The organism is Chryseobacterium sp. MYb7, assembly GCF_002979455.1.
GTDB lineage: Bacteria > Bacteroidota > Bacteroidia > Flavobacteriales > Weeksellaceae > Chryseobacterium.
The window spans coordinates 146292-163103 of the sequence record NZ_PCOU01000005.1 but is presented as its reverse complement, the minus strand read 5'-3'; the positions used below and the strand labels follow the sequence as shown (position 1 = coordinate 163103).

The window sequence follows — 16812 nt, the reverse complement described above, 5'->3', positions numbered from 1 at the left end:
GAAAGGATCAAGTCTAAATTTCTGACTACTATAAATAAGACGTCAAAATATTCCCATCCTCTGGAGGGGTAGCGAAAATTCAAAGAATTTTTGACGGGGTGGTTTAAAGTAAAATTATATAAGTTTTGGCTAAAGCCGATGGAAATTTTATATTTTAATAAACGGGCTTCCTTCGTCTAAGCTCAGGATTATAACCCGTTCCTATTGATAATAAATAATTCCTTTTCTCAGATAAATCAATTAGGAGTCTCTTTTGTTACAGTTCCCACCGACACTTTCTCCTGTATTTTTATAAAATTAGGATCCATAATTGCCATACGCTCTGCAAGTGCTTTATAGGTTGGAAACTTTAAGATAGAAGCCCTGCCAGACATCTCCTTATAAATTGTAAATGATTTCCCTCCTGCTGTTTTCAGTTGTTTTGTAGTAGTAACATATCTTCCGATAAGTTTACTTTTGGCGTCATAAATTTCAATATCTATAGAGGTTTTATCCATGATAGTATCTTCCGAACCGAAACTTACCGGTAAATTGGTAAAATACCCTACAGGAACACCATTACTAAGAATCTCTCCTACTTTATTGACCTCAATATTCATCTTATCAATTTTCTTTCGGATAGCATATGCATCTTTCGTTTTAGTATCCAGCTTTCTTTTGGGTACATTGGAAAAAAGTTCATCGAGATTCTTGACATTGATTCCTTTGTTATCAATGATTTTAAGATCTTTAACTGAGGTAAAGACGGCAGATTTTTCCTCTCCGGAAAATGCAGAAGGTGATGAATAATCAATTTCGATGGTCTTATCCCTGTTGTATACTCTGTTGATGCTGATATAGCTGTCGCGAACAGAATCAACGATGCTTTTATCAATGAATTTTATCGTATAGAGCGGAGTCTCTTTTAAATCCATAAAAGTATATTCGCTGGATTTGCTGGAGAGCTTAGCTACCGGGACACCGTCAAGATTGATAATTCCTCTCTTGGTTTTAATATTCTGAGCATGGAGGAAAACACCCAGAACTGTAAAGAATATGATTATGCCTTTCTTCATACCATGAGACTTTTACATAAATAAAAAAAGTGTAACACAAAGTTACACTTTCTTGAAAATATATTTAGCTTTTCATTTAATTATTCACAAAGGATAATTCCTTTATTATGATTAAATTCTACAACACCGCTTTTGATAGCATAAGCAAAAACAGAGTCTTTTCCGGATTCTTTAGTGAAGTTTTTAGCAAAAGCTTCATCAATAGAATTAGCAAAAAGCTTTACATCACCTCCGATCAAAGAAGAAACGATTCCTGCGTGGTTTTTCATGATGTGAAATTCACCATTTTTTCCAGGCAATAATACTGAGTCTACTTCTCCTTCAAAAACTACGTATTCTGGTGTTAAAATTTTTATATTCATTTTAATTTAGATTTGAAGATTTCAGATTTCAGATTTCAGACAACCTAAAAGTCTCATGTCTGGTATCTTATATCTTGTGTCTAATTATTAAGCGTTTTCAGCTAACATTTTTTGTCCAGCTTCGATAGCTTCTTCGATGGTTCCTTTCAAGTTGAAAGCTGCTTCTGGTAAGTGATCTAATTCACCATCCATAATCATGTTGAATCCTTTGATAGTATCTTTGATATCTACTAATGATCCTGGAATACCTGTAAACTGCTCTGCTACGTGGAAAGGCTGAGATAAGAATCTCTGAACTTTTCTTGCACGGTATACAACAGATTTATCTTCTTCAGAAAGTTCTTCCATACCAAGGATTGCGATAATATCCTGAAGAGCTTTATATCTTTGAAGAATTTCTTTTACTCTTTGAGCACAGTTGTAGTGATCGTGACCTAAGATTTCAGGATTTAGGATTCTTGAAGTAGAAGAAAGTGGATCTACCGCTGGATAGATACCTAATGAAGCAATCTTTCTGTCAAGTACCGTAGTTGCATCCAAGTGAGCAAACGTAGTTGCAGGAGCCGGGTCAGTTAAGTCATCCGCAGGTACGTATACCGCCTGTACTGAAGTAATTGAACCATTTTTAGTGGAAGTAATTCTTTCCTGCATCGCACCCATTTCAGAAGCAAGCGTTGGTTGGTAACCTACCGCTGATGGCATACGACCAAGAAGTGCAGATACCTCAGAACCAGCCTGTGTAAAACGGAAGATGTTGTCTACGAAGAAAAGTACATCTCTACCTTGTCCGCTTTCTCCACCATCTCTATAGTACTCAGCCAATGTAAGACCAGAAAGTGCTACTCTCGCTCTTGCACCTGGCGGCTCGTTCATCTGTCCGAAAACGAATGCTGCTTTAGAATCTTTCATAGCTTCTAAGTCTACTTTAGAAAGATCCCAACCTCCGTTTTCCATAGAATGCATGAAATCATCACCATACTTGATAATACCTGATTCCAGCATCTCTCTCAAAAGGTCATTTCCTTCTCTCGTTCTTTCACCTACTCCGGCGAATACTGAAAGACCTCCGTGTCCTTTTGCAATATTGTTAATCAACTCCTGAATCAATACTGTTTTACCTACACCAGCACCACCGAACAAACCAATTTTACCTCCTTTTGCGTAAGGCTCAACTAAGTCGATTACTTTAATACCTGTAAATAAAACTTCTGCAGAAGTTGAAAGTTGATCAAATTTTGGAGCTGGTCTGTGAATTGGAAGACCACCCTCATTAGAAATATTTTGAAGTCCGTCGATAGCATCACCAACAACGTTGAATAGTCTTCCGTTTACCGCCTCACCGATAGGCATCATAATAGGATTTCCGTATCCAATTACGTCCTGCCCTCTTTTAAGACCGTCAGTAGCGTCCATTGCGATACATCTTACTGTATCTTCGCCAATATGTTGTTCTACTTCTAAGATTACTTTTTCACCGTTTTCTTTTGTAATTTCTAACGCGTCATAGATTGCTGGAACAGCTTCCACATCTGTGAAGACAACGTCGATTACCGGACCAATAATTTGAGAAATTTTACCTTTAATTTGGTTTGCCATTGCTAAATTTTTTCTTGGTGCAAATATAGTGATTCTTCATAAACCCGCAATTGGTAAAAAAAAGATTTTTATCATGCTTTTTAAGAATAGATTATTTTAGTAATATCCCGATATAACAATGTATCAAGGTAGCAATGTTAAGGTTACAGGTATTACTCTATTGTTATATTGATACATTGGTACATTATTTCTATATTTGCAATCAAATTTTTCCGTTTTGAAAGTTTTCAAGAATTTTATAGATTATTCCTCACAGAAGCCTTTAGCACTGTCTTTAGGTATGTTTGACGGAGTACATCTCGGGCACAAGAGTATCATTGATGAACTGACTAAAGTAGGTACAGAGAATAATCTGGAGACCGCTATCCTCACTTTCTGGCCGCATCCAAGGTTTGTTTTTAATCCTAATGAAGATTTAAAACTGCTGAATACGCTGGAAGAAAAGAAACAGCTGGTGGAGAAATATGGTATTGATAATCTGTTCCTGAAAGAATTTGATGAAGAATTCAGAAACTTAACCGGAGAAGAGTTTGTACGTCAGATTTTAGTTGATAAACTCAATGTAAAGTATCTTATTATAGGATACGACCATTCTTTCGGAAAAAATAAAAGCGGAAACTTCGAGCTTCTTCAAAAATTATCCAAAGAGCTTGATTTTGAAGTAGAACAAATGGAAGCTATTAACATCCACGAAAATAATATCAGTTCAACAAAGGTTCGTAATGCTCTTTTAAACGGAAATATTACAGAGGCTAATGAGATGCTGGGGTATCCCTACTCAGTATCTGGTACAGTAGTCCACGGTAAGAAGATCGGAAGAACCATTGGTTATCCTACCGCCAATATTGATACGGAATCTATTAAGCTTTTACCAAAAAAAGGAGCTTATATTGTAGAAGTATTTATAAAAGGTAATTCGTATAAAGGAATGCTAAGTGTGGGAACCAACCCTACGGTAAATGGAGAAAAATTAACTGTGGAAGTTTATATCCTTGATTTTGATGATGATATCTATGATGAAAAGATTACAGTAAGTTTCAGGGATTTTCTTCATGATGAAATCAAATTCGAAGGTCTTGAAAAACTGGTTGAAAGACTGGATGAAGATAAAAGATTAACAGAGAAATTTAATTTTTAAGATAAAAAAGGCTATTCAGTGATGAATAGCCTTTTTGCTTTTATTTATTTCAATACTTTTAAGTATATTTTTTGAGGTTCACTACTTAGTTTCACATTGGGAAAACGTTTATCATAATCAATAAAGAGATCCCCTTTTTCATCTGCTTTTCCGTTTCCATCAGAATCCCAACTTATTGTTACGTAATATTTTGCAGGACCTGTAGGTTTAGGATTGATCTTACTTTCGGCATCTTTAGGTACCGGAAGATCAATGGTGAATGGTACAGATTTCTGCTCGTACTCTTTTTCTGTAATTAAGGTAGCAGGAGCATCTGCCAGTTTTTCGTCTGCTCCATATAAACTTACTTTCAATTTTGGGTTTTTAATCGTAAAGTTCTCTGTTCCTGAAAATTCCAATTTAATATTTTCAGAAGAAGCTTCAGATGTTGAGGCTTCCGAAGCCGGATTTTCAGTAGTACTTTTCTTTCCCGGATTGGTGCAGCTTGATAGCATCAATGTGCCTGCTGCGACGAATAATAAAAGGTGGTTTCTCATTTGTTCTTTATTTTATTAACGTTAAATCTATATTTCACCGATAATAGATAACAAATTTCGTACCTCAATCTTTTCTTATACTTTTATAAAGAATTTACTTCATGCTGAGCTTTCTTTGTCAGAGATTTAAAAACCAGATCATACGACTGATCAATAAGCTTAAGAATCAAATCTCTTTTCAATCCTTCCAGCAATACAGAATTCCAATGGGTCTTGTTCATATGATAAGCGCCTGTGATCTGAGGATATTGCTCACGAAGCTCTGCACTCCACTCCGGATCTGTTTTTACATTGATTGCTAATGGCTGTCTTTCAAGCCCCATCAGTAAAAACATTTTGGTATCTACTTTCATTACAAGTGTTTCGTTATCAAACGGAAAGCTTTCCGTAACCCCTTTTTTGGCAAGACAATAGTCTAAAATCTCGTTGGCATCCATGCAGTTATTAATAATGTGTGATCAGTAATTAGTAATGATTAAATGATATAATTCTTTAATCTTTGATTCAAATTTAGTAAATTTAAGAAAGAAATAATCCCGCAAAATCACAATTATTATGAAAGCTCTGGTAATAGGCGCTACAGGTGCCACAGGAAAGGATCTGGTCAATCAGTTATTGAATGACAAAGAGTTTGATAAAGTGGATATTTTTGTCAGAAAACCTGTTGATATTCAGAATGATAAACTTAGAGTTCATGTTGTGAATTTTGAAAAACCTGAAGAATGGAAAGAAATGGTGAAAGGAGATGTTGCATTTTCGTGTCTGGGAACTACTTTAAAGGACGCCGGAAGCAAGGAAGCCCAAAAGAAAGTAGACTTTGATTATCAATATGAATTTGCGAAAGCAGCTAGAGAGAATGAGGTGGAAGATTATATTCTGGTTTCAGCTTATGGCGCGAATCCACAGTCTAAAATTTTCTATTCTAAAATGAAAGGAGAACTTGAAGACGCTGTAAAACAGCTCCATTTCAATAAGATCACTATTTTCAAACCGGGAATGCTTGAGCGAAAAGATTCTGAAAGAACCGGAGAAGTTTTAGGCAGCCGGATTATCAAATTTGCCAATAAATTGGGATTACTGGAAAGTCAAAAGCCCCTGCCAACCGATATTCTGGCAAAGGCAATGATCAATTCTTCGAAAATAAAAAGTAATGGCTACTCCAGTATAAAGCTTGGAAATATCTTTTGTTTTGCCGAGAAGAGTAATGAATGATTGGAATGTGGGGTTTGGGATGCGAGTTAATGGGGTTCGTGTTAAAAATGAGAACCTTCTTAGTAATTTTCATAAAACCTAATCCCTGCTACCTATCATCTATTACCTATTTTGTGGTTTTGCTGTTCATTTTCTGTCCTAATTTTTCGTATTCAACATCATTAGGCTCCCAAAGTTCTATTTTATTGCCTTCGATATCCATGATATGGACAAATTTCCCATATTCATACGTCTCAATCTTATCAACAACTGGTACGTTTTCTTTTTTTAACTGTTCAACCAGCTTTTCAAGGTTTTCTACACGATAATTGATCATGAAATCTTTCTCAGAAGGTTGAAAATACTTTGTCTTTTCACTGAATGGGCTCCATTGGCTGAATCCTTTTTTAGAGTTATCCGCACCTTGAAACCACTCAAATACGGCTCCGTATTCATTGGTATTGAGACCAAGATGGCTTTCATACCATTCTCTCATTTTCTTAGGATCTTTGCACTTAAAAAAGATTCCGCCAATACCGGTTACTCTTTTCGTATCATCAGATTTGTTTTCCGTAACAGCCTTAAAAGCAAACCCTAACATAAAAGAAGCCAGGACACAAAGAGTAAAAATTATTTTTTTCATAAGAAGCATTTACTAGGTTTAAAAATAAAAAAAGTGGATGTAAACACCCACTTGTAAAAATATAGTTTTTTATCTTTATTTCAGATACTTTGTAATCACCTCACCGTTAGGATTAGTAGTACTTACAAAAGTGTCTATCAGTTTTCCGTTTTCATCTACCAGGAATTTGGTGAAGTTCCAAAGGATACTTGTATTTTTTACTCCGTTTAATTCTTTCTCTGTTAAAAATTTAAAGATAGGTGCGGTATCATCACCTTTCACAGAAACTTTAGCAGCCATTGGGAATGTTACCCCATAGTTTTTCTGGCAGAAAGCTCCAATTTCAGTATTGGTTCCAGGTTCCTGGCCTCCGAAATTATTAGCAGGGAAACCTATAACTACCAATTTATCTTTGTATTGCTCATATACCTTCTCAAGATCTGCATACTGAGGGGTAAATCCACATTCTGAAGCAGTATTGACGATCAGGATTTTTTTCCCTTTGAAATCTGCAAAATTGATTTCTTTTCCGTCAAGACTTTCTACTTTGAAGTCATATATTGTTTTTCCCATAAGTTCGTTGGTTTTAGCTTTTGAAATTTCACTTTTTTGGTTGAAGCAGCTTTGCAGGCATGCGACGAAGGAAAGCAGCATTAAAAAAATCTTTTTCATTTTTTATCAGTTTATACAGCGAACTGCAATTGAATTAAAACTTGAAAATATTAGCCGGAAATACTTTATTGATATCTATTTTGTTTAATAACATCACGTAATCTCCGTCTTTTTTAGTACTGGAAGATTCTATTCTGAAAGGCATTGTAAGGTTTCCTACTTTTTTAAAATCAGAATAGACAAGCGTTTCATCTTTTTTCACTTCTTTTATCAGCATATAAGTTTTTGTATCAAAATAATACATATTCTTATTAACGTTCTTCGTAAGTTCCACTTTATGACAGTAGATCTCACCTATTTTTTCTTTTCCAAGGTATTTGGCATCAAACCCTTTATTTTCCCAATCAATGAAGTCATTATCAAAATTTTCCGGCACATATTCAGGATATTCCTGAAGCTTGTTCGCAGCATAATTCATTGCATAACCTTTGGAACCGTCAAAACCTTCAATCGCGGTTTCTTTTCCTCCGGTAGTAATCAATGTTTTAGTAAGATTCGGACGTTGCTGAAAAATTCTTATCGGATATTCATCTTTGATTCCCAATACTACTTTTCCCTGAAGCAATACCGAGTTCAGCAATTTCCAATTGGTTAACCCTCCGGATAATTCAATGTTTTTGTCAATAATTTCCTTTGCGGTCTGTCCAAATATTACATGCGAAAATATCAGTCCAAATACGAATAGTAACTTCTTCATTAATTTTATTTATAAATTCAAATATAGGGGGATTTATGTAAAGTTGCAAAAACACGAAGAAAGCAAAAAGGCCGATTGGCAAATTTACTGTACTTCTTTCTACAATTTTAAATTAACTTTCGGGCTTTTTCCAGATCTTCCGGTGTATCAATACCTACTCCAACGAAATTGGTTTCTATCATTTTGATTTTCATTCCGTATTCAAGATAGCGAATACATTCAATCTTTTCAGATATTTCCAATGGTTTCATCACCAGTTTTGAAAACTGCAGCAAGGCTTCTTTTCTGAAAGCATATACTCCAATATGTTTAAAATAACTTACATCATAGGAAACTTCTCTGTGAAAAGGAATTACGGAACGGCTAAAATACAAAGCAAAACCATTATTATCAGTAATCACTTTTACGTTATTCGGGTTTTCAATCTCTTCTTTTTCGTGCAGTTGAATTTTTAAAGAAGCTAAAGAGATTTCCTGCTGGTCATCATGCTTAAAAACTTCGATCAGCTGGCGTAAAGGTTCCAGCTTCAGGAAAGGTTCGTCTCCCTGAACATTAATTACAATATCACAGTCTATATTCTGTACAGCTTCAGCAATACGGTCGCTTCCTGTTTCGTGCTGTCCTGTCATTACGGCTTTCCCACCGTTTTTTATGATTTCATCAAGAATAATTTCGGAGTCTGTGGCGACAAATACTTCATCAAACAGTCCGGTTTCCACTACATTCTGATAGGTTGTAGTGATCACGGTTTTTTCTCCTAAAATCTGCATTAATTTCCCCGGAAAACGGCTTGCTTCGTAACGGGCAGGGATGACAGCGATTATTTTCATTCAATACGATATTAAGTAATTCTTTTAAAATCAGCAGGTTTTATTCCGGCCTTTACAAAAGCCTGAATAATCCTTTTATCCTGAGATCAAATGTAGTGAAAAGTATCTTATTTACTCTACAAAACAGAGATTTCAGCAGTTTAAAAAGAAAGTTTTACTCCTACCATATTGTATTCCCATTGGCGGGATGCTACAAAGTTGAGATTATATTTTGTCTTTCCTATAGTTCCTTCTGAAGAAGTATATCTGCTTTTTGAGATTGTTTTTCCAATGAAATATCCCATTAATAGAGCTAAAGGGTAATCTGAAGCCCAGTGAACTTTACTCTGCATCATCTGAAAACAAAGTGCGCCGGCTAAGGTATATCCTACCGGTTTAATCCATTTTGCATCAGGATAATTGTCTGCAATCACAGTAATACCAGCCATAAAGGTGGTTAGGTGTCCTGATGGCATCGCATCATAATTCGAGGTATTCTTTCCAAATGCTGAGAAACTTGGGAAAGGGTTCCATGCACCTCCTTTATTACCATTTATCTCTGCAATAAAAGGGCTTTCTCTTCCGGTAATTCTTTTAATAGTCTGGGTAAAAACTCCCGAAAGAATTAAACTTTCCATCAAACCACTGGCTGTGGCTTGTGCTCTGTAATCATTTTTAATCAAACCATAGGTTCCAAAACCAATTCCTAACAATACTAATGTAGAACCGTTTCCTACCAGGTACAACGCAGATCCGATGTCTTTTGGGATTTTAAATACACCTCCAACTTTGGTGTAGTTATTATCTTTGTCCATTCCCCATCTTTCTCCCAGCTCTCTGGAATTGTCAATCAGTTTCTGATCAACTGGTAAAAGAATCAACGTGGCTGCAACCGCTCCTCCCAGATAATAAGCATGATCCTGGGCTACAAAATCTTTATTGGTGTTGATAAAGTTTCTGGGTAGTTTGGTTACAAAATCTAATAATTTAGGTTTTGGGTACGTTCTGACAGATCCGTCTTTTAAGGTGTAGGTTTGTACTTTTGGAGACTCGAGGTCCTTTGGAAGTTCTTTTACTTGCAGCGTATCAATCTCTTGTGAGCATACCAGTATTGAAACTGGTAAGAGTAGAAATCTCAGTTTTTTCATCGTGTAATTTTCGACTTTATTATATTTAAGTGTGTGTAAAAGCCCCAAAGATAATTCCTAGTTGAGCTTAGTACAAAGAAATTATTTAATTTTTAATATTTATTTAATTTTTTATAAACAAACGTAAATTCAGTTTAAATATTTGATCAAAACGCTTCGGCTCCGCTCAGCATGACACTGATTCATACTCTTTTCGAGATCAAACAGTGTCACGCTGGGCAGAGCCGAAGTTTATATTTTACTAGAAAATTACTTTAATTTGTTCAAAGCGCTTTCCAGTTTTGGAAGCATTACTTTGATCTCATCTACAGCCAATCCTCCTACAGAAGCACGGAACCAAGGTTCTGATTTTTCTTCTCCGAAAGCTGAGAATGGTACTAAAGCTACTCCTGCATCATTAATTAAATAGAATACAAGATCTGAGGAGTTTTCAATGACAGCTCCGTCTGGTTTTGTTTTTCCGATATAGTTCAATTTAATGGTAAGGTAAAGAGCTCCCATTGGTTCAATACTGTCTACAGCCAGTCCTTTTCCTTTTAAATCCTGAATTCCACCGTGAAGAACTTTTAGACTTTCTTCAAGTTTAGCTTTAAAATCGTTAACGAAAGTATTTACATTCTCTGGATTTTCATAGAATTTAGCAGTTGCTTCCTGCTCCGGTTTTGGTGCCCATGCTCCAACGTGGGTAAGAAGCGCTTTCATTTTATCAAGAATATGAGCAGGCCCGAATCCCCATCCAACGCGTACTCCTGTTGCTGCAAGGCATTTTGAAATACCGTCGATGTAGATCGTATAGTTTTTCATTTCAGGGAAAAGAGAAACCGGATCTACGTGCTCAGCACCGAAAGTAAGACAAGAATAGATTTGGTCATACATTAAGTATAACGGTTTTTCGTCTGCTCCTCTTTTTTTGTTTTCAGCAATCACCAGTTCACAGATCTCTGAAAGCTGATCTTTTGTAAACATGGTTCCTGTAGGGTTCAATGGTGAGCACAGCGCCAATAATACGGCTCCATCCAAATGAGGTCTTAAATCATCTGCAGTTGGAAGGAAGTTGGTTTCAGGTTTTGTTTTTACTTCTACAGCGTTGGCTGAAGTAAGGTAAGCGTAATGGTTATTATTCCATGATGGTGTAGGATATACTACTTTATCACCTTCATCTACGATGGTTTTGTATACGGCATAGATCAAAGGTCTTGACCCTGCAGTAATCAGGATATCTTCAGGAGAATAATCAAGGTTCCATCTTTTTTTAAGGTCTTTGGAAACTTCTTTTCTTAAAGATAAAAGTCCGTTTGCAGGAGGATAGTTCGTCAGATTATTCTGATATGCTTTCTGAATCTCTTCCTTCAGCAATGCCGGGATAGGATAGATATTAGAATTCAGATCACCAATAGTAAGATTGGCAATTTCCGCTCCCTTTGCTTTTAGATCATTTACTTCGTTACCAATTTTTACAATTTCAGAACCTATCAGGTTCGCTGCTAATTTTGAAACTTTCACTTTTTTTCTTATTTAAAATTTACTAATATTATCGTTCTCCATTGATTCTCTCATCTATCTGATCTACGGGTGTTTGTGCATCAAAAAGGGTGATTATTTCCTTTGCCTTTTTTGCCGTATTGGAATTCGGATATTTTTTAATGATCCTATTGAATTCCGCTCTGTTTTCATCGTTTAGTTTTCCGGTTTCTTTGTCTGGTTCTCTTTCGTAGGTAGGTGTATTATCCATTCCCAGAAGATAATCGGACAGGTAGTAGTTATAGTCTTGTTTTACAGTTTTTATCAGCTTACTTTTAGGATATTTATTCATAAAATTCTCCCAGAACATCAGTCTGTCTCCCAGTTGTTCCCAACTGATTATCAATCCCGCATCTGCGGCATAATTGGTTTCACTTTCTTTATCAGTCTGTGAAATGTAGACTTCATAATCCGGAGTCACTTTATTCTTAAAAATAGTAGAATAATATCCCGGGATGGTCCATATTTCGGTGATACCTTCTCCTACTTCTCTGAATTCAAGACCTGCTTTCTTCAGTTCTGAAGCTATTTTTTTAACGTTATCCGGAAGATTATACTGATCCTTATCGTAATTATAATAATTCACATATTTATCCAAGACCTTGCTGTGTAAGTTCATCAGACATTCTGTATACTTACCTCTTATTTTTAAATAATCTTCGTATACTTTGTCATTCTGTTCCGGACTGTTTCCAGCTATTTCTTTTTCGATTTTGGTACGATACCACTGAAGAGAAGTAATATAATCCTCCGTTTTGTTGGTGGATGAGCAAGCCGTGTCTAGCGGCTTGTACTGATCTTCTTTAACCTCCGTTGTAACAACCGAATCGTTTACCGATTTTGTATCTGAAACTGCAGCTTCCTTTTTACAGGAAACTACAGCTGCAGACAATAGGCAAACTGCTATTATTTTTTTAATCATCTGCTATTTTCAGAGTATTATTCCAGTTTTAAATCTGTTTTAACGGCTCCGATTTTAGCTTCCAATGATTTTAATTTATCTCTGAAATCTGCTTCTGAAGTAATGGAATCCTTTACTGAAACATAGAACTTGATTTTCGGCTCTGTTCCTGAAGGTCTTACACATACTTTTGTTCCATCCTGTGTGTAATAGATCAAAACGTTTGACTTCGGAATCTCATTCATTACTTTTTTCTCGTTCGTAGAAATGGTAAGGCTTGTCTGTTCTTTAAAGTCTTTCACTTCTTCCACTAATGAACCTGCCAATTCTTTTGGTGGATTTTCACGGAAGTTTTTCATCATGTTCTGAATTTCTTCAGCTCCTTCTTTTCCTTTTCTTACAATATTGATTAATCCTTCGTAATACATTCCAAGATCTTCATAGATCTCAATCATGTATTGGTACATTGTTTTTCCGTTGGCTTTGCACCAGGCAGCAATTTCACAAGCTACAAGAATACTTCCGCAAGAGTCTTTGTCGCGTACAAAATCTCCGGTCATGAATCCGAAACTTTCTTCACCACCGCATACAAACTTTTGAGTTCCTTCTGCTTCACGGATCATTTTTCCGATCCATTTGAATCCGGTAAGACCTACTTTACATTCTACCCCGAATTTCTGTGCAATATCAAAGAAGATATCCGAAGTTACGATGGTAGAACCGATGAACTCTTTCCCGGTAATTTTCCCTTGTTTTCTCCATTCATTCAGGATATAATAAGTAAGAATTGTATTGGTTTGGTTACCGTTTAATAATTGCATTTCACCATCAAGGTTTCTTACTGCAATCCCTAATCTGTCTCCATCCGGGTCTGTTCCTATTACGATATCTGCATTGGTAATTCTTGCCAGATCCATTGCCATTTCCAATGCTGCAGGCTCTTCCGGGTTTGGAGAATCTACTGTAGGGAAATTTCCGCTCGGGATCATCTGTTCTCTTACAAGATCTACTTTTTTGAATCCTGCTTTTTCAAGAGCCTTAGGAACTGTGGTATACGTTGTTCCGTGGATAGATGTGAAAACTATATTTAAATTTTCTTTTCCAACATTCTGATAGGTAGAGTTTTCTATACAGGCATCGATATACACATCATCCTGCTCCTCTCCGATCCATTCGATCAGATCATCATTTCCGTTGAATTTAATTTCTTCGAATTTTACAGAATATACTTCATTGATAATTGCTTCATCATTAGGTGGAACAATTTGTGCTCCATCATTCCAGTAAACTTTATAACCGTTATATTCCGGCGGGTTGTGAGAAGCCGTTAATACAATTCCTCCATTACATTTTTTATCACGAACTGTGAAAGACAATTCCGGAGTGGGTCTGTGATCTTTGAAAAGCAATACTTTAATTCCGTTTGCTGTCAAAACATCTGCTACCAACTTTCCAAATTCTTTGGAATTATGACGAACATCATAAGCAATAGCCACTTTAATTTCTTCACCTTTGAACTGCTGCAGCATATAATTTGCCAATCCCTGAGTAGCCTGTCCTAGTGTATATTTATTCAAGCGGTTGGTTCCTACTCCCATTATCCCACGCATACCTCCTGTACCGAATTCCAGTTCTCTGTAGAAAGAATCTTCCAGATCAGGGGAATTGCTGTCGATCAATGTTTGTACAGCATCTCTCGTTTCTTTATCGAAGGTATCACTTAACCAAAGTTTCGCTTTTTCCAGTGTATTCATATTTGTATGTTGTTCTTTTATAGTTTGTAAAGTTCTTAGTTTCTAGTTTAAATAATACTGTTTTTAATCCAGTTTTTTGTTTTCGACTTTCGTCGTTTTATCAATCTTAAATGCTCTGATTGGATCGTTATAATAGATAAATTTTGCTGTGTTCTGAATATGCCCTTTTAACGAATCTTTTACATTTACTTCTGCATAATTTCCGTTTTTAGAATCAATATTCAGGTTGGTGATTTTCCAATAAGGAGCAATTAAACTTGCTGTATCTGAAATCTTTATCACTGCATTTTTTGACAATCCAAGAAAATTAGCACGGCTTCTGTTGTGCATTTCCACTTCTGCTCTTCTGGTGTTTACGGAACCCATGAAGCTTGCATTATTTTTCATATTAAGTCTGAAATTGTCTGTTTTGATTTCACTTGAAATATTGACTTCAACAGAATCAGAAACGGCTACTTTTTCAAGGTTATATTTTGAATAAATTGTTACGTTATAAAAATCTACTCCTTTCGTCCCTCTTTTTTCTTTAATGAAAAGAGTTTTGTCTTTTACATCCACATCCAGATTGCTCGCCACATTCGGATAGGTTTCTATTTCCACAAAATTTTTAGGACCTCTGGCATAAAATACACGGAATTTCCCTTCCAAATCAAGGTTTACGAACTCCGAAACATCCACATCTTTCTTTTCAATATTTCCTTTTGGAGAAACTTTTCCACAGGAAACTACTGCCACCAGCATTAATGTGTATACAACTTTTTTCATATTTAATTTTAAATATTCTATATTATAATCGCAACGATATTTACTGAAAATCACTGAAAACTTTTTCATGTCTCTCACAGGATTTTCAATATTACGTTTGAACAAAAATAGGATTAAAATTTCTAAAAATCTTTGTCTTTTGACAATAAAATACCTGATAATTTTCAATTTTGTGCTTTTTGGGAAAAGACTATTTCTTATTCTCTTTTTCGTTTACTTTTTATCTGATAAGTTTAAAATACAAAAAAAGCACTCTGTTTTTTACAGAGTGCTTCTTGTTTATTGAAATTGAAGTGATTATAATCTGTTAACCACCCCGTCAAAAATTCTTTGAATTTTTGACACCCCTCCAAAGGATGGGAATGGTCATATATCGACTGGATATTTACGCTAACAGATTGATTTTCATTTTGTTTCGAATGAGTATCTTTCCGTTTTATATCACTTCGTCAATATTATAATTCTTATGCTCGCGGTTCGTTCTGATAATCATTTCTCCTAAAAATCCTGCTACAAACAGAAGGCTTCCCAAAATCATCATTGTTAATGCAATAAAGAACCAAGGATTATTGGTAATTAAATGTCCATAGATTCCTCTCGCCACATCAATAAGTTTGGAAATTCCTAACCAAAGTGCCGAAAGAAAACCAACAATAAACATCAAAGTCCCAACAGCTCCGAAGAAATGCATTGGTCTTCCTCCAAAACGACTTACAAACCAGAGGGTTATCAAATCCAAAAACCCTCTTACAAATCTTTCGGTTCCGAATTTTGAAGTTCCGTAAGGTCTTGCCTGATGCTGTACTTCTTTTTCTGTAATTCTTCTGAAACCTGCGTTAGCCGCCAATACCGGAATATAACGGTGCATATCTCCGTAAACATCAACGGATTTTACAACCTGTTTTTTGTAAGCTTTCAAACCACAGTTGAAATCGTGAAGATATACTCCTGAAACTTTTCTCGCTGCTGCATTGAATAGTTTTGACGGAATATTTTTCGTCATTACATTATCAAAACGCTTCTTTTTCCAACCGGAAACAATATCATAATTATCATGAATTACCATATTATACAGTTCTGGAATTTCTTCCGGAAAATCCTGTAAATCGGCATCCATTGTAATTACCACATCTCCGTTTGTTCTTTCAAAGGCCGCATGAAGTGCCTGAGATTTTCCATAATTTCTGGAAAATTTAATAGCGTGGATCTGAGGATACTGAACTTTCATATTCTCAATAATACTCCACGACAAATCCGTACTTCCATCGTCTACAAACCAGATTTCGTAAGATAAATTGCTGGTTGTGCATACTTTATCAATTCTTGAAAAAAGCTCTTCCAGAGAGTCTTCTTCGTTCAGTAACGGAATAACTATAGATAAATTCATTTAATTTTAATAAAAATTAGGCTTGATTGGTTTCTTCAGGTTGATGTATCGTTCTTGTTCTGAAAAACGCTCCAAAAAACACCGACAAAACTACGTAAAATATAAGAATTGCTGCAAAATATCCTGAAAAATGACTTGCAGTAAGCATATCTTTTCCTTTAACAGCCTCAGGTGTGAAGCTTTGTAATCTTTCTTTGTACTTCTGATCCAGCTCATCAATATCTTTCTGATGCTTAAGAATTTTTCTTGCTGAAGTATATTCTGTATCCAGTTCTGATTTTTGTCTCTGAACATATTGGTAGTTCAACAGCTTTTTAGCAGCCGGATCTACAAAGTTTAAAAAGGCATAAATACTGAAGATGGAAAGAACTCCTCCCACAAACATTGGGACAAATGCTCTTTTGAAAGCATCTTTAAATTTTACTACTCTATGGTTGTTCCAGTAAGATTTTACAGACCAGAAAGCAGCTCCCGCATAGAGAAGAGGCAAAATAAAAGCATTGGATTTCAAAGAGATATCAAAATAATTGATTCCTGAGAAAAAAGTGTACACTACAAAGAAAACGATCATTGTAGCGATAAAAAGTATAATTCCTAGTGTTGATGGACTTTTCGTCATATTTAAATTTTTAAAAAAAAGTTGAAAAATTTTCCCTCT

The 16812-nt window shown here is 35.6% G+C and carries 18 protein-coding genes; 2 read left to right on the top strand and 16 right to left on the bottom strand.

Annotation, left to right across the window (positions count from 1 at the left end; translation table 11 throughout):
- Positions 1-236: 236 nt before the first annotated feature.
- The 3 genes from CQ046_RS06445 to atpD all read right to left on the bottom strand — a co-directional run bounded on the left by CQ046_RS06445 (position 237) and on the right by atpD (position 3013).
- The gene (locus tag CQ046_RS06445; RefSeq protein ID WP_105701455.1) at positions 237-1055 is read right to left on the bottom strand and encodes a hypothetical protein; all 819 of its coding nucleotides are present in this window, start codon (positions 1053-1055) and stop codon (positions 237-239) included.
- An 80-nt stretch (positions 1056-1135) separates the two neighbouring features.
- A complete protein-coding gene (locus tag CQ046_RS06440; RefSeq protein ID WP_105701454.1) occupies positions 1136-1417 on the bottom strand; it encodes a FoF1 ATP synthase subunit delta/epsilon in 282 nt (93 codons plus the stop codon).
- Between the two features lie 87 nt (positions 1418-1504).
- Positions 1505-3013 (bottom strand): F0F1 ATP synthase subunit beta, encoded by a 1509-nt coding sequence (gene atpD, locus CQ046_RS06435; protein WP_105701453.1) that lies wholly within the window; start codon positions 3011-3013, stop codon positions 1505-1507.
- A 217-nt stretch (positions 3014-3230) separates the two neighbouring features.
- On the opposite strand from atpD, the gene CQ046_RS06430 reads away from it, so the two are divergent.
- A complete protein-coding gene (locus CQ046_RS06430) occupies positions 3231-4151 on the top strand; it encodes a bifunctional riboflavin kinase/FAD synthetase (protein WP_105701452.1) in 921 nt (306 codons plus the stop codon).
- A gap of 44 nt (positions 4152-4195) precedes the next feature.
- Here CQ046_RS06430 and CQ046_RS06425 read toward each other — a convergent pair whose 3' ends face one another.
- Together CQ046_RS06425 and CQ046_RS06420 are read right to left on the bottom strand one after the other, a co-directional pair.
- On the bottom strand, positions 4196-4687 hold the full coding sequence (locus CQ046_RS06425; protein ID WP_165790476.1) for a hypothetical protein: 492 nt from the start codon (positions 4685-4687) through the stop codon (positions 4196-4198).
- Between the two features lie 83 nt (positions 4688-4770).
- Positions 4771-5124 carry an MmcQ/YjbR family DNA-binding protein gene (locus tag CQ046_RS06420; RefSeq protein ID WP_105701450.1) on the bottom strand — a complete coding sequence of 118 codons (354 nt, stop codon included), beginning with the start codon at positions 5122-5124 and terminating at the stop codon, positions 4771-4773.
- Between the two features lie 118 nt (positions 5125-5242).
- On the opposite strand from CQ046_RS06420, the gene CQ046_RS06415 reads away from it, so the two are divergent.
- Positions 5243-5899, top strand: coding sequence for an NAD(P)H-binding protein (locus tag CQ046_RS06415; protein ID WP_105701449.1), 657 nt, complete (start codon positions 5243-5245; stop codon positions 5897-5899).
- A gap of 106 nt (positions 5900-6005) precedes the next feature.
- Here the strand turns inward: CQ046_RS06415 and CQ046_RS06410 are convergent, their stop codons facing one another.
- The 11 genes from CQ046_RS06410 to CQ046_RS06360 form a co-directional block, all read right to left on the bottom strand.
- Positions 6006-6521, bottom strand: coding sequence for a VOC family protein (locus tag CQ046_RS06410; RefSeq protein ID WP_317046993.1), 516 nt, complete (start codon positions 6519-6521; stop codon positions 6006-6008).
- A gap of 75 nt (positions 6522-6596) precedes the next feature.
- Positions 6597-7172, bottom strand: coding sequence for a glutathione peroxidase (locus CQ046_RS06405; protein ID WP_105701448.1), 576 nt, complete (start codon positions 7170-7172; stop codon positions 6597-6599).
- Between the two features lie 34 nt (positions 7173-7206).
- The gene (locus tag CQ046_RS06400; protein WP_105701447.1) at positions 7207-7869 is read right to left on the bottom strand and encodes a histidine kinase; all 663 of its coding nucleotides are present in this window, start codon (positions 7867-7869) and stop codon (positions 7207-7209) included.
- Between the two features lie 107 nt (positions 7870-7976).
- The gene (gene kdsB / locus CQ046_RS06395) at positions 7977-8699 is read right to left on the bottom strand and encodes a 3-deoxy-manno-octulosonate cytidylyltransferase (RefSeq protein ID WP_105701446.1); all 723 of its coding nucleotides are present in this window, start codon (positions 8697-8699) and stop codon (positions 7977-7979) included.
- 140 nt (positions 8700-8839) lie between these two features.
- A complete protein-coding gene (locus tag CQ046_RS06390) occupies positions 8840-9826 on the bottom strand; it encodes a phosphatase PAP2 family protein (RefSeq protein WP_105701445.1) in 987 nt (328 codons plus the stop codon).
- Positions 9827-10075: 249 nt separating this feature from the next.
- Positions 10076-11329: a pyridoxal phosphate-dependent aminotransferase gene (locus tag CQ046_RS06385; protein ID WP_105701444.1), complete on the bottom strand. Its 1254-nt coding sequence runs from the start codon at positions 11327-11329 to the stop codon at positions 10076-10078.
- Positions 11330-11357: 28 nt separating this feature from the next.
- Complete coding sequence (locus CQ046_RS06380; protein ID WP_123906580.1) at positions 11358-12269, bottom strand: hypothetical protein; 912 nt, start codon at positions 12267-12269, stop codon at positions 11358-11360.
- A 17-nt stretch (positions 12270-12286) separates the two neighbouring features.
- Positions 12287-14002: a phospho-sugar mutase gene (locus CQ046_RS06375; protein ID WP_105701442.1), complete on the bottom strand. Its 1716-nt coding sequence runs from the start codon at positions 14000-14002 to the stop codon at positions 12287-12289.
- Positions 14003-14065: 63 nt separating this feature from the next.
- Positions 14066-14767, bottom strand: a complete 702-nt coding sequence (locus CQ046_RS06370; RefSeq protein WP_105701505.1) for a GIN domain-containing protein — start codon at positions 14765-14767, stop codon at positions 14066-14068.
- A gap of 436 nt (positions 14768-15203) precedes the next feature.
- Positions 15204-16154, bottom strand: a complete 951-nt coding sequence (locus CQ046_RS06365; RefSeq protein WP_047425488.1) for a glycosyltransferase family 2 protein — start codon at positions 16152-16154, stop codon at positions 15204-15206.
- Between the two features lie 16 nt (positions 16155-16170).
- Positions 16171-16773, bottom strand: coding sequence for a DUF4199 domain-containing protein (locus CQ046_RS06360; RefSeq protein ID WP_105701441.1), 603 nt, complete (start codon positions 16771-16773; stop codon positions 16171-16173).
- Positions 16774-16812 lie beyond the last annotated feature (39 nt).